Origin of the sequence: Streptomyces sp. NBRC 110028 (assembly GCF_001417735.1) — a bacterium.
In the GTDB taxonomy this organism is placed as follows: domain Bacteria; phylum Actinomycetota; class Actinomycetes; order Streptomycetales; family Streptomycetaceae; genus Streptomyces.
The window spans coordinates 838921-854115 of the sequence record NZ_BBUZ01000022.1 but is presented as its reverse complement, the minus strand read 5'-3'; the positions used below and the strand labels follow the sequence as shown (position 1 = coordinate 854115).

12 protein-coding genes and 1 pseudogene are annotated in these 15195 nt (G+C 73.9%); 9 read left to right on the top strand and 4 right to left on the bottom strand.

Annotated features, from left to right (window positions below; all coding sequences use genetic code 11):
* Positions 1-157: 157 nt before the first annotated feature.
* A complete protein-coding gene (locus tag ASC60_RS04000; RefSeq protein WP_055547225.1) occupies positions 158-976 on the top strand; it encodes an SAM-dependent methyltransferase in 819 nt (272 codons plus the stop codon).
* 193 nt (positions 977-1169) lie between these two features.
* Here ASC60_RS04000 and ASC60_RS03995 read toward each other — a convergent pair whose 3' ends face one another.
* Together ASC60_RS03995 and ASC60_RS03990 are read right to left on the bottom strand one after the other, a co-directional pair.
* Positions 1170-4595, bottom strand: coding sequence for a sacsin N-terminal ATP-binding-like domain-containing protein (locus tag ASC60_RS03995; RefSeq protein WP_055546635.1), 3426 nt, complete (start codon positions 4593-4595; stop codon positions 1170-1172).
* A gap of 220 nt (positions 4596-4815) precedes the next feature.
* Positions 4816-5733: a DUF3027 domain-containing protein gene (locus tag ASC60_RS03990; RefSeq protein ID WP_055546634.1), complete on the bottom strand. Its 918-nt coding sequence runs from the start codon at positions 5731-5733 to the stop codon at positions 4816-4818.
* Positions 5734-6124: 391 nt separating this feature from the next.
* Between ASC60_RS03990 and ASC60_RS03985 the strand changes: the two genes are divergently transcribed.
* From ASC60_RS03985 to ASC60_RS03970, 4 genes are all read left to right on the top strand, one after another.
* A complete protein-coding gene (locus tag ASC60_RS03985) occupies positions 6125-7711 on the top strand; it encodes an MFS transporter (protein WP_234356768.1) in 1587 nt (528 codons plus the stop codon).
* A gap of 192 nt (positions 7712-7903) precedes the next feature.
* Complete coding sequence (locus tag ASC60_RS03980; protein WP_055546630.1) at positions 7904-8410, top strand: hypothetical protein; 507 nt, start codon at positions 7904-7906, stop codon at positions 8408-8410.
* A 52-nt stretch (positions 8411-8462) separates the two neighbouring features.
* Positions 8463-9278 carry a futalosine hydrolase gene (locus ASC60_RS03975; protein WP_079038136.1) on the top strand — a complete coding sequence of 272 codons (816 nt, stop codon included), beginning with the start codon at positions 8463-8465 and terminating at the stop codon, positions 9276-9278.
* Positions 9275-10153 carry a 1,4-dihydroxy-6-naphthoate synthase gene (locus ASC60_RS03970; RefSeq protein ID WP_199830854.1) on the top strand — a complete coding sequence of 293 codons (879 nt, stop codon included), beginning with the start codon at positions 9275-9277 and terminating at the stop codon, positions 10151-10153. The genes ASC60_RS03975 and ASC60_RS03970 overlap by 4 nt, the downstream gene beginning before the upstream one ends.
* Before the next feature lie 124 nt (positions 10154-10277).
* On the opposite strand, the gene ASC60_RS43870 is transcribed toward ASC60_RS03970, so the two are convergent.
* Positions 10278-10661 carry a cold-shock protein gene (locus tag ASC60_RS43870; RefSeq protein ID WP_055546628.1) on the bottom strand — a complete coding sequence of 128 codons (384 nt, stop codon included), beginning with the start codon at positions 10659-10661 and terminating at the stop codon, positions 10278-10280.
* A 179-nt stretch (positions 10662-10840) separates the two neighbouring features.
* Between ASC60_RS43870 and ASC60_RS03960 the strand changes: the two genes are divergently transcribed.
* Positions 10841-11128, top strand: a complete 288-nt coding sequence (locus ASC60_RS03960) for a hypothetical protein (protein ID WP_055546627.1) — start codon at positions 10841-10843, stop codon at positions 11126-11128.
* A gap of 46 nt (positions 11129-11174) precedes the next feature.
* Here ASC60_RS03960 and ASC60_RS03955 read toward each other — a convergent pair whose 3' ends face one another.
* Positions 11175-11831, bottom strand: a complete 657-nt coding sequence (locus ASC60_RS03955; protein ID WP_370592869.1) for an HAD family hydrolase — start codon at positions 11829-11831, stop codon at positions 11175-11177.
* 262 nt (positions 11832-12093) lie between these two features.
* Between ASC60_RS03955 and ASC60_RS03950 the strand changes: the two genes are divergently transcribed.
* The 3 genes and pseudogenes from ASC60_RS03950 to ASC60_RS03940 all read left to right on the top strand — a co-directional run.
* Complete coding sequence (locus ASC60_RS03950; RefSeq protein ID WP_055546625.1) at positions 12094-13128, top strand: iron ABC transporter permease; 1035 nt, start codon at positions 12094-12096, stop codon at positions 13126-13128.
* Positions 13125-14270, top strand: coding sequence for an iron chelate uptake ABC transporter family permease subunit (locus tag ASC60_RS03945; RefSeq protein WP_055546623.1), 1146 nt, complete (start codon positions 13125-13127; stop codon positions 14268-14270). The genes ASC60_RS03950 and ASC60_RS03945 overlap by 4 nt, the downstream gene beginning before the upstream one ends.
* A pseudogene (locus tag ASC60_RS03940) lies at positions 14267-15088 on the top strand (ABC transporter ATP-binding protein); the annotation flags it as partial. The gene ASC60_RS03945 and the pseudogene ASC60_RS03940, both read left to right, overlap by 4 nt.
* Positions 15089-15195 lie beyond the last annotated feature (107 nt).

Genomic DNA, 15195 nt, shown 5'->3' with positions numbered 1-15195 from the left:
ACCTGCGTCGAGATGGACGCCGACGCGAACTCGGAGCCGAGTGTTGCGCAACTGTACGATTTTCACCGGCCTTTCACAACATCACCGGAGCTTCACATCGGCCCGTTTTTGATGGGACGTCACCTCTTCTGGTCAACCGATCAGTAACATGCGCGGTATGACCGGCCACCGTTTTCGCAGCGACGAAATCGACACCAGCAAGCCGCACTCGGCGCGCATGTACGACTACTTCCTGGGCGGCAAGACCCACTACGAGGTCGACACCGAGGCCGCCCGGCAGGTCGAGGCCGTCTGGCCCGACGTCAAACCGTGGACCCGCGCCAACCGGTCCTTCATGCACCGGGCCACCCGCTGGCTCGCCACCGAGGCGGGCATCCGGCAGTTCCTCGACATCGGCACCGGCATCCCCACCGAGCCCAACCTGCACCAGATAGCCCAGAAGGCCGCCCCGGACGCGCGGATCCTCTACGCGGACAACGATCCCATCGTGCTGGCCTACGCCCAGGCCCTGCTGTTCTCCTCCGCCGAGGGCCGCACCGCCTACATGCACGCCGACATCACCGACCCGCGTGCCATCCTGGCCGCCGACGAGCTGCACGCCACGCTCGACCTGAGCAAACCGGTCGCGCTGTCGCTCAACGCGGTGCTGCACTTCATCGCGAACGAGCAGAAACCGCACGACATCGTGCGGCAGCTGATCGAGCCCCTGGCGCCCGGCAGCTATCTGGTCCTCTCCCACGGCGCGCTCGACCCCCGTAACGAGGTCTCCGAAGCGGTCACCCGGCTCTACCGGGCCAGCGGCATCCACGTCCAGGGCCGCACCCACGAGGAGATCCAGTCGTTCTTCGACGGCCTGGAGCTGATCGAACCCGGCGTGGTCATGCCGCACCGGTGGCGCCCCGAGAGCGAAGAGGCCAGGACCTCGGCGGAGGCCCTGGACCTGTGGATCTACGCGGGCGTGGCCCGCAAGCCGTAGCCCTGGATTCGTGCCCGGACGAAATCTTCCCTAGTGCCGCGTCAGCCAAGGTTCACCCCGCTCGCCGCCCTGGCACGGCCACCTGCGGCGTTGCCGAATCGACCGAGTAGGCCCACTACGAGGCCGATCCGGCGCCTTGCATCTGACCGCACCAGGACGCCTCGCTACCGGGCAAACCTTGGCTGACGCGGCACTAGTCGAACCAGCGGGCCCGGGCCAGTTCCTCGGTGCGGGTGAGGTCCTCCAGGAGGGCCGCCACCTCGAAGCGGCGGGCCCAGTGGCCCGCCGCCCAGGACAGGCCCGCCGCCACGCCCTCCACCGTCGAGGCGTGCAGGGTGCCGTTCACATAGCGCCAGTCCAGCTCGGTACCGCCCTCGATCAGCAGCTCCTCGTGCTCGACGTACGACAGCGGCGCGTCCGGAAGCAGCTCCCGGACCGCCGCCGGGACGTCGTGCGTCTCGCCCCGCGAGGTCACCGGGGCCGGGTACGCCTCGCTCAGCAGCCGCACCTGGAACAGCTCCGCCAGCTCCGCCGCCCGCGCCGGGCGCACCGGCAGCAGGGCACGGCCGTCCGCCTCGGCCAGCGACATCAGGTCCGGCGCGTCGGCGACCAGCACCCCGTCCGCGTCGACCACCCGCGGCTCGCCGTCCACCACGGCGCGCAGCTCGTCCGGCAGGGTCACCTGCTCGGGGTCGAGGTCCGCCAGCAGGCCGTAGAGCGCGTGCAGCTGGGCCGGGGTCACCGGGCGGTCCGGGTCGGCCAGCCGGGCCAGCAGCTCGGCCGCGCCGCCCGGCTCGTCCAGCAGCGCCGCCACGGAGGTCCGCACGCCGAGCGCCCGCAGCACCTGCTCGTCCTCGAACCCGGCCGCGTCCACCGCCTCGTACAGCCCGGCCAGCAGCGGATCGCCGCCGGCCGCGCGCAGCCCGGCGGGGCGGCGGCCGTCCAGCACCGGGTGGCCACGCAGCCACCACGCGGTGTACGAGCGCACCGACTCCGTCGTGCCGTCCGGCAGCAGCACGCGCACCGGCGCGGTCAAGGCATCGCGCAGCGGCGGCTGGGCGAGCATCGCCAGGGCGCGCGGCCAGGCGTCGTCGTCCACCAGGTCCAGGTCGCGCACGGCGACGATCTCGGTGGCCACCGGCGGCACCGGGGTCTCCGGCAGCCGGTCCAGCGCGTCCTCGCACCACACGTCCACGGCGTCCAGCACGCCGACGTCGTCCGGCTCGGCGAAGTCACCCTCGCGCGGTTCCAGTTCGTCCGGGTCCAGCACCACGTCGGTCGCCCGGACCAGGGTGAAACCGGCCAGCACGCCGACCGCGGCCAGCGGCTCCTCGCCCCAGCGCTCGGCGAGGTCCGCGTCGCACGCGGCCAGCTCGCCCTCTCGCATCACCTGTTCGAAGGCGCCGCCGGGGAAGACCAGCTCACCGGCGGGCGCCAGCTCGCCATCCTCGTCCGGCAGCGCGAGCGCGGCCAGCCACGGCTCGTCGCCGGGCGCCAGCCGGGCCTGCTGGACGAGGCCGAGCACCGTGTCGGCCAGGGTGTCCGGGTCCAGCGCGGCACCGAGCCCCGCGCCCTCCTCCGGATACGGGTCGTAAGCGTCCTCCGCCTCCAGCGAATGCGCCACGGCCGCCCGCACCTGCGGGGTGGTCAGCACCGCGCGCGGGGTGGCGGGGGTCGCACCCAGCTTCTCCAGCAGCGGATGCGCGGCCTCCGGATGTGCGACCTTCAGGCCGAGGCGGGCCAGGGTGCGGTGGGTCTCGCCCGCCGAGCCCTCGCCGGTCTCACCGCCCTCTCCCCCGCCGCCTTCCGTGCCGGTCCCGCCGTCCCCTCCGTCCCCTCCGTCTACGTCTCCCGGCAGCGGCAGCAGCACCTGCCGGGGCCCGATCGTCGTCCGGCCGTCCGCCAGCGGCACCGGCAGCCCGCTCAACCGGTCCGGGTCCGTACCGGCCAGCGCGTCGTACAGCCGCCGCCACCAGACCGGGGCGCGCTCGACGCCCGCCAGCCGGTCGATCACCTCGCCCAGCGGCACCCGGGGCACGTCCAGCACCCGCAGCTCCTGCCGCCGCTCGAGCCCGGCGGGCAGCAGCGTCGGGAACAGCTCGGCCAGCACCTCCACGGTCTCCGCGCCCGCACCCTCCACGATCTCCGCGTCCCGGGGGCGCAGCGCGTACGGCTCGCCCTCGAAGGTGCCGCGCGCGAGGATCGCGGCGTCCCGGCCGAGGCCCGCGTCCGCGTCCGGCGCCGCCGCCTCCGGTTCGAGCGTGTCCGGCGCGGCCGCGCTCGGCAGGAACGGCACCCGCGGCAGCCGCTCCAGCACCCGCGCCCGCAGCTCCCCGTCCAGCTCGCCCTTGCCCAGCGGGCCCGGGACCAGGCCGATCGTGCCCGTCCCCACCGGATGCCAGTCGCGCAGCAGCGTCGCGTACGCCTCGGCCGCCCGCTCCACCAGGAATGCGGTGAGCGGGCCGGGCGCGGTGTGACGGCGGGTCGGCTCCAGCGGGAACGAGGCGATCAGCAGCGCGGGCAGCCCCAGCGGCTCGTCGGTCGGCGTCGGCGCGTGCACGACCGGCGCCGTCGCGGGCCGCACCGGCGCGCCCTCGGCATCCACCGGCACCGCCCAGGTCACCGACCACACCGGGCGCAGCCGCTCCTCCACCGGGCGGTCGGCGAGCAGCTCCGGGTCCAGCCGGCCGCTCGCGCGCTCGGTGCGCCAGCGCGTCGTACGGCGGTCCTTGGCGCCCCCGGCCGCGCCGCTCCCGTCGCCTGTATCGCCCGCGTCGGCTGTGTCGGCTGTGTCGGCTGTGTCGGCTGTGTCGCTGTGGCCCGTCTTGCCCGTCCCGGCGGTCTCGTCCTCGATGACCGCGTAGGGGCCCTCCTCGCGGCGCCGCAGCGTCCGTACGCCCTCGGCCGTCTCGACCACGACCTCGGCCAGCCCCGGCAGGGTCAGCAGCAGCGCGTCGTCCACCGCCGCCAGCAGCCGCTCCGCCACGTCCAGCGCGGCGCCGTCGCGCAGCGGCAGCACCACGACCGTGTCGTACCCCTCGGGCGCGGAGCCCTCGGCGGGCAGCGGCAGCCGCAGCAGCGGTACGTGACCGTCGCGGCGGCGCAGCTCGTCGGCGAGGCCGGGGCTGCGCAGCGCCGCCTTGTGGGCCAGTTCGCGAGCCTCCGCCAGCGACCAGCGCACCCCGCCCGAACGGCCCACGACGGCGGGCTCGTCGCTCACCGCGAGCACCGCCGCGAAGCCGACGCCGAACCGGCCCACGGCCCGCCCCGGGTCCTCGTCCCGCTTGGCGGACGCGCGCAGCGTGGACAGCGACTCGGCCCCGGCGGCGTCCAGCGAGGCGCCGGTGTTGGCGGCGACCAGCACGGCCGGTTCGCCGTCGGTCGCCGGGCGCAGCGTCAGCCGCAACCGCCCGGGGGCGCCGATGCGGGCGGCGGCGTCGGCCGCGTTCTGGGCCAGCTCCACGACCAGCCGGTCCCGGTGGCCGCCGAGCGCCAGGTCCTCCTCCGCGTTGGCGTCCTCCCGGAAGCGGGCGGGCGACGCGGCCCAGGCGTCCAGCACGCCGCGCCGCAGCCGCGCGGTCCCGAAGGGGTCCACGTCCTCGGTCGCGCCTCGCACCATCGCCGTGCTGCTCACGTATCGCCTCCGGGTCCTGTGGGTGCCCCCACATTCCACATTGCTAGACCGCGAACGTACCCCTATCGCGGGCACGCACGCGTTCCGCCCTCCCACGGCGAGCGCGGCGAACGCGGCGAACGCGGCGGACATGGCCAACGCGGCGGGGCAGGCGGGGCGGGCACGACGGGACGACCGGCGCGGGCGCAGGTCGTCCCGGGAGGGCTCAGGAGTGGCCCAGCTCCTCCGCCGGGGCGTCCGGCTCCACGGAGCCGCCGGTACGGTCCGGGTGGAGGGGCATCGGTTCGACGACCGTCTCGTCGACCACCGGCGCGGCCGGGCGCGGGGGCTTGGGCATGACGGCCGCCTCGGAGTGGGCGCCGCAGCCGTACGCCAGGGAGACGACCCGGCCGTCCGCCGGGCTGAACTCATTGGCGCACACACCGAACGCCTGCTTCAGCGAGCCCGCGAGGGGCATCAGGAAGCCGCAGGTCACGCACGTGCCGGGGGCCGCCTGCGCCATCGAGGACTTGGCGCCGTACGCCTCGTCCCAGCGGTCGGCGGCGACGTGCAGCCCGTAGCGGGACAGCACCCGGGCGCGGCGCATGCCCAGTTCCTCGGCGAGGGCCGCGATGGTGCCGGTGCGGGGCACGGCCGACTGGGCGGACGGCGGACCGGCCGTGACATCGGCCTCCTCCACCGCCGCGAGCTGCTGCATCTCCTCGGAGACGGCGGAGTTGGGCGGCGGGATGTCCTCGCCCGAGTAGCCGGGCTCCAGGCGCAGGTCGTCGGCCTCGGTGGGGAGCAGATCGCCCGGGCCCATGTCACCGGGGCGCAGCCGCTCGCTCCACGGCACCCACTCCGGCGCGAGCAGCGCGTCGGGGCCGGGGAGCAGCACGGTCTCGGCCAGGGTGACGATCTTCGCGCGGGAGGCACGGGTGACGGTGACCGCCCAGCGCCAGCCGCGATAGCCCGCCTCGGCGCTCTCGAAGAAATGCGTGACGACGCGGTCGCCCTCGGCGATCGCGCCCACGTGCTCGCCGACCGTCCCCGGGTGGGCCGCTTCCGCCGCCGCCTCGCGGGCGAGTTCGACCGCCTCGGCGCACAGGCGGTCTGGGGTACGGCTCCGCATCGCAGCACTCACAGGATCGATTCTCTCTTCCACGCCGTCTCAGCCGTCGTCTGACGAGTGCGCCAGCCGTACGGCCGGACGGCGGGACTGCGGACGGAGCGGACCGTAGGACCGCGTCGACGTCCGCACCCGATCCGGCCTCGGGCGCACCTTGTACGTCCCATTCTGCGGGATGGCGACTCGGCGCATGGCCAGGAACGACCGTGGATGGCGCGTAACGCACGCTACCTTGTCCGGCCGCGCCGCCCCCACCCCCGTCTCATGTCCGGCGTTCGTGCACCCACCCACCGGATGGTTGTTTTCGCTGGCCAGAAGGGTTTGCGCGAGTAGAAGAAGAGAGAGTCATGGCCGGAAAGCCGTCGTAGGTCTCACGTTGCGGGCGGCTTGGCGGCACCATGGTCGGGTGGCAGGCATGCGGTTCCACGACGGCGGTCCGATCAGACGATCGGGCCGTCTGCTCGGCCGCGCGCTCCATCTGCCGTTCACCGCGACCGGCCGCGGCATCCGGCGAGCCACCCACGCCCACGGGGCGGGCGAGTCCGGGCTCGGCAAGCTGATCGAGCTGCACGCGGTCAACTCGGCCGGTGACATGCTGATCACGGTCGCGCTCGCCTCGACGGTCTTCTTCTCGGTGCCGACGGACGAGGCGCGCGGCCGGGTCGCCCTCTACCTGGCGATCACGCTGGCCCCGTTCGCCGTGCTCGCGCCCGTGGTCGGCCCGCTGCTGGACCGTATCCCGCACGGCCGCCGCGCGGCGATGGCGGGCTCGATGCTGGCCCGCGCGCTGCTCGCACTGACCATGGCGGGCGCGGTGGTGGGCGGCGGCCTGGAGCTGTATCCGGCGGCGCTGGGCGTGCTGGTGGCGTCCAAGGCGTACGGGGTCGTCAGATCGGCCGTCGTGCCGCGGCTGCTGCCGCCCCGCTTCTCGCTGGTCAAGGCGAACTCCCGGGTGACCCTGGCCGGGCTGCTGGCGACCGGGGCGGCGGCCCCGGTGGGCGCCGGGCTGCATCAGCTGGGGCCGGGCTGGCCGCTGTACGGGGCATTCGTGATCTTCATGGGCGGGGCGTTCCTGTCCTTCACCCTGCCGCACAAGGTGGATTCGTCGAAGGGCGAGGCGAAGGCGCGGCTGACATCGGGCGAGCACCCCTTCGGGCACCGCGCGGCGGCGCCGAAGGCGGTGCCCGCGAAGGCGCCGACGGTGGTGACGGTCGCCGACCCGAAACCGGGCGACACCGCGAACCCGGGCCCGGGCGCCGGGCGGTCCGGCAGCGCCGGGCGGTCCGGCAGCGCCGGGCGGTTCGGTGGCGGGCGGGCCGGCGCCGGGCGGCGGTTCGGCGGGATGCTCGGCTTCGGCCGGGGGGTCGCCGGGGGGTGGGCCGAGCGCGGCAGGAAGCCCGGGCTGCGGACGGTCGGCCCGTCCGTCCTGCACGCCCTCCAGGCCTGCGCCTCGCTCAAGGCGCTGTCCGGATTCCTCACCCTCTACCTCGCGTTCCTGCTCCGCGAGCATCCGGTGGGCGGGCTGTCCCCCGAGTTCTCGCTCGGCCTGGTCGCGGTAGCGGCGGGCGGCGGCAACGCGCTGGGCACGGCGATCGGCGCCTGGCTGCGGGCGCGCGGCCCGGAGCGGATCATCGCCGTGGTGCTGACCTCGGCCCTCGGCGTGACCGTCGTCGCGGCGGTGCTGTACGGCACGGTGACGGTCGCCGCGGTGGCCGCGGCCGCGGGCATTTCCCTGGCGCTGGGCAAGCTGTCGCTGGACGCGCTGATCCAGCGGGACGTACCGGAAGAGGTCCGCACGTCGGCGTTCTCCCGCTCCGAGACCACCCTGCAGATGGCGTGGGTGGTCGGCGGCGCGGTGGGCATCTCGCTGCCTCTGAGCGGGGTGGCGGGCATGGCGGCCGCCGCGGCGATGATCGCCCTGGGCGCGGCCGTGAGCGTCCGTGGGCTGCTGTCCGCGGCCCGGGGCACCGCCGCGCACCCCCGGGCGGCGTGACGCCACCGGTCCGTACGGGCGGCATGACGCCCCCGGTCCGTACGGGCGGCGTGCCGCCACCGGTCCGTACGGGCGGCGTGACGCCCCCGGTCCGTACGGGCAGGCGGAAGTCCGTACGGGCGGGTGAGGGCGGGCGCCGCGAATGCGCCACCCCGGCGCCGGGCGGCCGGAAGGGCCCGATAGCCTGCCCGCATGACCGCTGCGCTGTTTTCCAGGGGCAAGGGCCGCCGCGCCACCACCGCCGCCTGCGCCGTTGCCCTCGGGCTCATCGCCCTCTCCGCCTGCGACAAGCCGACTCCGCTCGCGACGGTGACGGTCGGTTCGAGCACCGTGACGGCGGAAGCGAGCAAGGGCTGCTTCGGCGACGGAAAGAACCTCGGCTCCAGCACGTTCAAGAAGTGCCTGTCCGCCAAGCCCACCGAGACCGTCAAGGTGGGCGCCGGGGACAAGGTGCGGATCGGGGTGGACCCGGAGATCGCCGACTCCAGCTGGGGTCTGATCGCCAACAACCCGGTCATGGCCGAGGCGAGCAAGGAGACGTACCGCAGCTTCGACAGCGACACGCTCTTCGCGCAGCAGAACGCGCAGACCGGGCAGACCACCATGTCCAAGAGCGTCACCATCACCGTCGCCCAGCTCGGCGACGGCACCCAGGGCGTGAAGGGCATCTGGCGGTTCAAGCTCGAACGGGACAGCTGACGTCCCTTCTCCCCGTTCACCTGGTTCGCGGCACGACAGCCGGGAGGCGCTGATGCGCGTACTCATCGTCACCGCCGTACCCGCGGAACGGGACGCCGTGGTACGCGGTACGGCTGACCCCGCCGAAGTGGCCGAAGTCGCCGTGCCGGGCGGGGTGCTGCACCGGCTGGAGGTGGGCGGCCCCGACGGGCCGCCGCTCACCGTCGACGTGCTGGCCGCCGGGGTCGGCCCGGCCGCGGCGGCGGCCGGGGCCGCCACCGCGCTGACCGTCGCCGCCGTCCGAGGGGCCCCGTACGACCTCGCCGTATCGGCCGGTATCGGCGGCGGTTTCGCGCCCCGCACCCCGCTGGGCTCCGTCGTGGTCGCCGAGGCCGTCGTCGCCGCCGACCTGGGGGCCGAGACCCCCGACGGCTTCGCCGCCGTCACCGAACTCGGCTTCGGAACCGCCGAACACCGGCCGCCGCCCGTGCTCGTCGCCGCCGTCGCCGGGGCGACCGGGGCGGTACGCGGCACCGTGCTCACCGTGTCGACCGTGACCGGCAGCGCCGAGCGGGCCGCCGCGCTGCTGCGGCGCCATCCGCGCGCCGCCGCCGAGGCGATGGAGGGCTTCGGGGTGGCCGAGGCGGCCGCCGCCCAGGCCGTACCCCTACTGGAGGTGCGGGCCGTCTCCAACCCGGTCGGCCCGCGCGACCGGGCGGCCTGGCGCATCGGCGAGGCCCTGGACGCCCTGGCGGAGGCGTTCGCACGGGCCGTGCCCGCCCTCGCCACCGCCCTCCACACCCCGCACCCGGACGCCGCCCCGGACTTGGATCCGGACTTGGATCCGGACTTGGATCCGGACTTGGATCTGGAAGGAAGCCAGCAGTGACCCCGTCGGCAGAAACCCAATCGGCAGCCCAGCCGCTCACGATCTCCTACTCGCCCTGCCCGAACGACACCTTCGTCTTCGACGCCTGGGCGCACGGCCGGATCCCGGGCGCGCCCGCACCGGACGTCACGTTCGCCGACATCGACATCACCAACGGGATGGCCGAGCGCGGCGAGTCCGACGTGCTGAAGGTGTCGTACGCGGTGCTGCCCTGGGTGCTGGAGGAGTACGCGCTGCTGCCGTGCGGCGGGGCGCTGGGGCGCGGCTGCGGCCCGCTCGTGCTCACCAGGGAGCCGGGCGCCGCGAAGGACCTCGCGGGGAAGACGGTCGCGGTGCCGAGCGAGCGTTCGACCGCGTATCTGCTCTTCCGGCTGTGGGCCGCCGACGAGGTGCCGGGCGGGGTCGGGGAGATCCGGGTGCTGCCGTTCCACGAGATCATGCCCGCGGTACGGGACGGCCTGGTCGACGCCGGACTCGTCATCCACGAAGCCCGGTTCACCTATCAGAATTACGGGCTGCACTGCCTCGCTGACATGGGCCAGCACTGGGAGCTGACCACCGGGCTGCCCATCCCGCTCGGCGCGATCATCGCCAAGCGCTCGCTGGGCGCGGAGCGGCTGCGGGAGCTGGCCGAGACCATTCGTACGTCGGTCCGGATGGCATGGGACGACCCGGAGGCGTCGCGTCCGTATGTCCTGGAGCACGCCCAGGAGATGGACCCGCGCGTGGCGGACCAGCACATCGGGCTGTACGTGAACGAGTTCACCGCGGACCTGGGCGAGGACGGTTACGCGGCGGTGCGCGGGCTGCTCACGCGCGCGGCGGCCGAGGGACTCGTACCGCCCCTCGGCCCGGACGCGCTGGAATTCGCCTAATTCCGTTCGCTTTTACGTTCGCTTGCTCACCGGCGCTTGCGGCTCAGAGCGCCTACGCCTCAGAGCCCTTACGCCTCAGAGCGCTTGCGGCTCACCGGCGCTTGCGGCTCAGACAGCTTGCCTCTTAGACATCGAGCTGATCGGCCACCGCCCGCAGCATCCCCGCGATCTTGTGGCCATGCGTCTTGTCGGGATAACGGCCCCGCTCCAGCTGCTGCGTCACGTTCTCCAGCAGCGTGGTCAAATCCTGGACGATCGAAGCCAGCTCATCCGGCTTACGCCGCTGAGCGGCCGCCACGGACGGCGCCGGGTCGAGAAGCGTCAACGAAAGCGCCTGGTCACCGCGGTTTCCCGCCACGACACCGAATTCAACGCGCTGCCCCGGCTTCAGCGCGTCCACGCCGTCCGGAAGCACCGACGAGTGCACGAAGACGTCACCGCCGTCATCGCGGGAGAGAAAGCCGAAGCCCTTCTCACTGTTGAACCACTTGACCTTGCCGGTAGGCACGTCTGTCCTCGTCCTCGTCGCTCGTCGGAAAACACGGAAAAAAAGCTCTGGATAGCACTAGAGCGGGTCGTAAGACCCGCCACCACCAAGGCTAATGGTCCCGAGCCTGGTGACAAGACGTACCCGGGTGGTTCCGGGTGGTTGGTATGCGCGCTCTGGCACCGATCTACCCTGGAGCGGTGAGCAACGAAACCCCGCACCGTGGAACCGGTGAGAGCGCGCCCGGCGACCGGCTCGTGCGCATCGGCGTGATCGTCTTCGCCATCGGCGCGGTCGCCACCCTCGCCACCGTCGCGCCCCTGTTCCTGGGCGCCGATCCGCTGCCGTCGGTGGCGTACTTCGTGTGCATGCTGATGGGCGTCGGCTTCGCGCTCGCGGCGGCCGGGATGCTGCGGTCGATCGCGGCGCAGCGGCGGGAGGCCGCGCGGGCCGCGCAGATCGCGCGGGCTGCGCGTAACGGGTCATAACGAGTCATAGCGGGCCATAGCGGGGGCATCGCCTCCCGGCGCGGGGTCAGGCCGCGGTGTGGGCCTCCAGCCACGCCGGGAACGCGGTCAGGTCGTCCAGCACGACATCCGCCCCCGCCTCGCGCAGTTCCTCCGCGGCGCACGGCCCGGTGGCGACCGCCACCGACAGCGCCTCCGCCGTCCGCGCGCCCCGTACGTCACCGGTGTGGTCCCCGACGTACACCGACGCCCCGTACTCGCGCAGCGCCTCCGCCTTGGCCTCCGCCCACAGCCAGCCGATGACCGCGTCCGCCTCGATGCCCAGGTGACTCAGGTGCAGCTCGGCGTTCGGCTCGTGCTTCGCCGTGACGACGATGGCGCGCCCGCCGGCCCGCCGCACCGCCGCCATCGCCTCCCGGGCGCCGGGCATGGCGAGGGTCGGGGCGATCGCGAACTCCGGGTACAGCTCCCGGTACAGATGGCCCATCTCCTCGATGCGCTCGTCCGGGAACCAGTGCGCCAGCTCCTGCTCCAGCGGCGGGCCGAGCCGGGTGATGGCGAGTTCGGCGTCGATGGAGGCTCCGGTCCGGGCGGACAGCTCCTCGTAGGCGGCCTTGATGCCGGGGCGCGAGTCGATGAGCGTCATGTCGAGGTCGAAGCCGACGGTCAGGGTCCACGTGCTCGGCGCGGTGCTTGTTGCGGTGCTCGGCGCCGTGCTCGGCACGGTGCTTGGTGCGGTGCTCGGCGCGGTGCTTGTTGCGGTGCTTGTCCCGGTGCTTGTCCCGGTGCTTGTCCCGGTGCTTGTCGCGGTGCTCGGCGCGGTGCTTGGTGCGGTGCTTGGTGCGGTAGCTGCTGCGGTGCTCGGTGCGACGTTCGAAGTGGTGTGCGAAGCCATGCCCGTCATTGTGCCTGGCCCTTGCATACACTTAGCCTCGCCTAACCTGCGACGACCTCACGCGCGAGAACCGAACGAGCGAACGGAAGCGATGTCTGCCGACCGGACCAGCAGCCGAAGTCCCAGAGCCGCACTGGTCCGGCGCCGTATCGGCTGGACGACCGCGGCCGTCGTCGCGCTCCTCTTCGCGGTGCTGCTCAGCCTCGCCCTCGGCAGCCGCCAGATCGCGCCGAGCCAGGTCGTGGACGCGCTGCTGCACGGGGGCACGAGCGACGCGGCCGACATCGTACGGTCGCTGCGGCTGCCGCGTACCGTCGTCGGCCTGATGGTCGGTGCGGCGCTCGCCCTGGCGGGCACCGTGATGCAGGGCGTCACCCGCAACCCGATCGCCGACCCCGGGGTGCTCGGCATCAGCCAGGGCGCGTCGGTGGGGGTTGTCCTCGCGATCGCCTTCGCCGGGGTGCACACGCTCACCGGGTACGTGTGGTTCGCGTTCGCGGGCGCGGGCCTCGCCTCGGTCGCCGTCTACGCCATCGCCGCCGACGGGCGGGGCGGCGCGAGCCCGGTCAAGCTCGCCCTCGCCGGGGCCGCCGTCAACGCCCTGCTGGTGTCCATCACCTCGGGCGTGCTGACGACGAAGGCCGCGGCGCTGGACGAGTTCCGGTTCTGGCAGATCGGCTCACTCGCGGGGCGCGACGCCGAGATCATCGGCCAGATCTGGCCGTTCCTGCTGGTGGGCACGGTGCTGGTGGCCGCGGTCGCCCGCGGTCTGGACGCGCTGGCGCTCGGCGAGGACGTCGCGAAGGGGCTCGGCCAGAACATCGCCGTCGTCCGCGTCCTCGCGGGCCTCGGCGCCACGGTCCTCACCGGCGTCGGCGTCGCCGCCGCGGGCCCGATCGCCTTCGTCGGCCTCGCGGTTCCGCACCTCGCGCGCGCGGTGGTGGGGACGGACCACCGCTGGGTGCTCCCGATGGCCGCCCTGATCGGCCCGGTGATGCTGCTGATATCGGACGTGGTGGGCCGTCTCGTCTTCCCCCCGAGCGAGGTCCCGGCCGGCGTCATGACGGCCCTGATCGGCGTCCCGTTCCTGGTCACGCTGGTGCGGCGCAGGACGGTGACCGCATGAGCCCGGTCGAAAGCGGCGTGGTGGAACGAACCGCCGGCCCCGCCCGTCCCGCCCGTCCTGCCCGTCCCGTCGGCTACGGGCTGCTGCGCACCGGCCGCCGCGCCTCGTTCCTGCTGCACCGCCGCGCCGCCGTCGTCGCGCTCGCGCTGGCCGCCGCCACGGCGGCCGTGAGCGTCGCGTACCTGTGCCTCGGCGAAAGCCCCATCGGACCCGCCGACGCCGTGAAGGCCGTCCTGCACACCCAGTACGGCATCGGGCAGCCCACCCCGAACGACCTCGTCGTCGGCACCCTCCGGCTCCCCCGCATGACCCTCGGCCTCCTGGTCGGCGCGGCCTTCGGCATCGCGGGCGCGCTCATCCAGACCGTGGCCCGCAACCCGCTCGCCAGCCCCGACATCATCGGCGTCACCCAGGGCGCGAGCGCGGTCACCGTCGGGGCGATGACGTACGGCGTGACGGCCTTCAGCGTGCTGCCGTACGTCTCCGTCGCGGGCGGCCTGGCCGCCGCCGCCCTCGTCTACGTCTTCGCCTGGCGCGGCGGCCTCCAGGCCACCCGCTTCGTCCTCATCGGCATCGGGTTCGCCGTCGCGCTGCGCTCCATCACCCAGCTCTTCCTGACCAAGGGCGACTATCTCGTCGCCCAGCAGGCCAAGGTGTGGATGACCGGCTCCCTCAACGGGCGCGGCTGGGACGAGGCCACCCCGCTCGGCTGGGCGCTGCTGGTCCTGCTGCCCGCCGTCCTGTGGGCGGCGCGGGCGCAGCGCACCGTCTCGATGGACGACGACACGGCGACCGCGCTGGGCGTACGGCTCGGACGGGTACGGCTCGGGCTCGCCACCCTCGGCATCGTCCTCGCCGCGATGGCGACGGGCGCGGCGGGCCCGGTCGACTTCGTGGCGCTCCTCGCCCCGCAGATCGCCCGCCGCATGACCCGTACCGCGCAGATCCCGCTCCTGTGCTCGGCGCTGACCGGCGCGTTCATCGTCGTCGCCGCCGATCTGCTGGCGCGCAAGCTGTTCGCGCCGACCGAACTGCCGGTGGGGGTGCTGACCGCCGCCGTCGGCGCCCCGTATCTGATCCACCTGCTGCTGACGTCCGGGGGACGTGGCCGCAGCGGCCGCAACGGAGGCACCACGGCATGACCGCATCACCATCCACGCCCGGGGCCACCTCTGGCCGACTCGCCGCCCGCGAACTGACCCTCGCCTACGAGGACCGGACCGTCGTGGACGGCCTCGACCTGGTGATACCCGACGGCGAGGTCACGGTCATCGTCGGCCCCAACGCCTGCGGCAAGTCCACCCTGCTGCGCGCCCTCGGCCGTCTCCTCAAGCCGCGCGGCGGCGCCGTCCTCCTCGACGGGACCGATCTCGCCCGTATCCCCACCAAGAAGATCGCCCAGTCGGTCGGCCTCCTCCCGCAGACCCCGGTCGCCCCCGACGCGATCACCGTCGCCGACCTCGTCTCACGCGGACGCCAGCCGCATCAGCACTGGTGGCAGCAGTGGTCCGACGAGGACGAGCGCGCGGTCGGCGACGCGATGGAGCGCACGGACGTGACGGCGCTCGCCGACCGGCTGGTGGACGAGCTGTCCGGCGGCCAGCGGCAGCGCGTCTGGATCGCGATGGCGCTCGCGCAGGAGACCGGCCTTCTGCTGCTGGACGAGCCGACGACGTACCTGGACATCTCCCACCAGGTGGAGGTGCTGGACCTGGTCCGCCAGCTCAACCACGAGCGCGGCCGCACGGTGGTGGCCGTCCTGCACGACCTCAACCAGGCGGCGCGGTACGCGGACCACCTGATCGCGATGAAGGCGGGGCGCGTCGTCGCGCGCGGGCGCCCGTCGGAGGTGGTCACGGCGGAGCTGGTGCGGGAGGTGTTCGGGCTGGAGTCGGTCGTCGTACCGGACCCGGTGACGGGCAGCCCCCTCGTCGTCCCGGGCGCGCCCTGGCAGCCGGAACGGCCGGCGGACGACTCGGCGGGGGACGATCGTGCGGCGGATGACCGGGCGGCAGACGGCACGGCGGGGGATGACGCGGCGGCGGATGACGCGGCGGCGGATGACGC

What these genes read in the sequence shown, in the direction of transcription:
- ASC60_RS03945 (WP_055546623.1), top strand. Translation starts at nt 13,125, where the DNA reads ATGAGCCCGGTCGAAAGCGGCGTGGTGGAACGAACCGCCGGCCCCGCC.
- ASC60_RS04000 (WP_055547225.1), top strand. Translation starts at nt 158, where the DNA reads ATGACCGGCCACCGTTTTCGCAGCGACGAAATCGACACCAGCAAGCCG.
- ASC60_RS03950 (WP_055546625.1), top strand. Translation starts at nt 12,094, where the DNA reads ATGTCTGCCGACCGGACCAGCAGCCGAAGTCCCAGAGCCGCACTGGTC.
- ASC60_RS03980 (WP_055546630.1), top strand. Translation starts at nt 7,904, where the DNA reads ATGACCGCTGCGCTGTTTTCCAGGGGCAAGGGCCGCCGCGCCACCACC.
- ASC60_RS03995 (WP_055546635.1), bottom strand. Translation starts at nt 4,595, where the DNA reads ATGGTGCGAGGCGCGACCGAGGACGTGGACCCCTTCGGGACCGCGCGG.
- ASC60_RS03975 (WP_079038136.1), top strand. Translation starts at nt 8,463, where the DNA reads ATGCGCGTACTCATCGTCACCGCCGTACCCGCGGAACGGGACGCCGTG.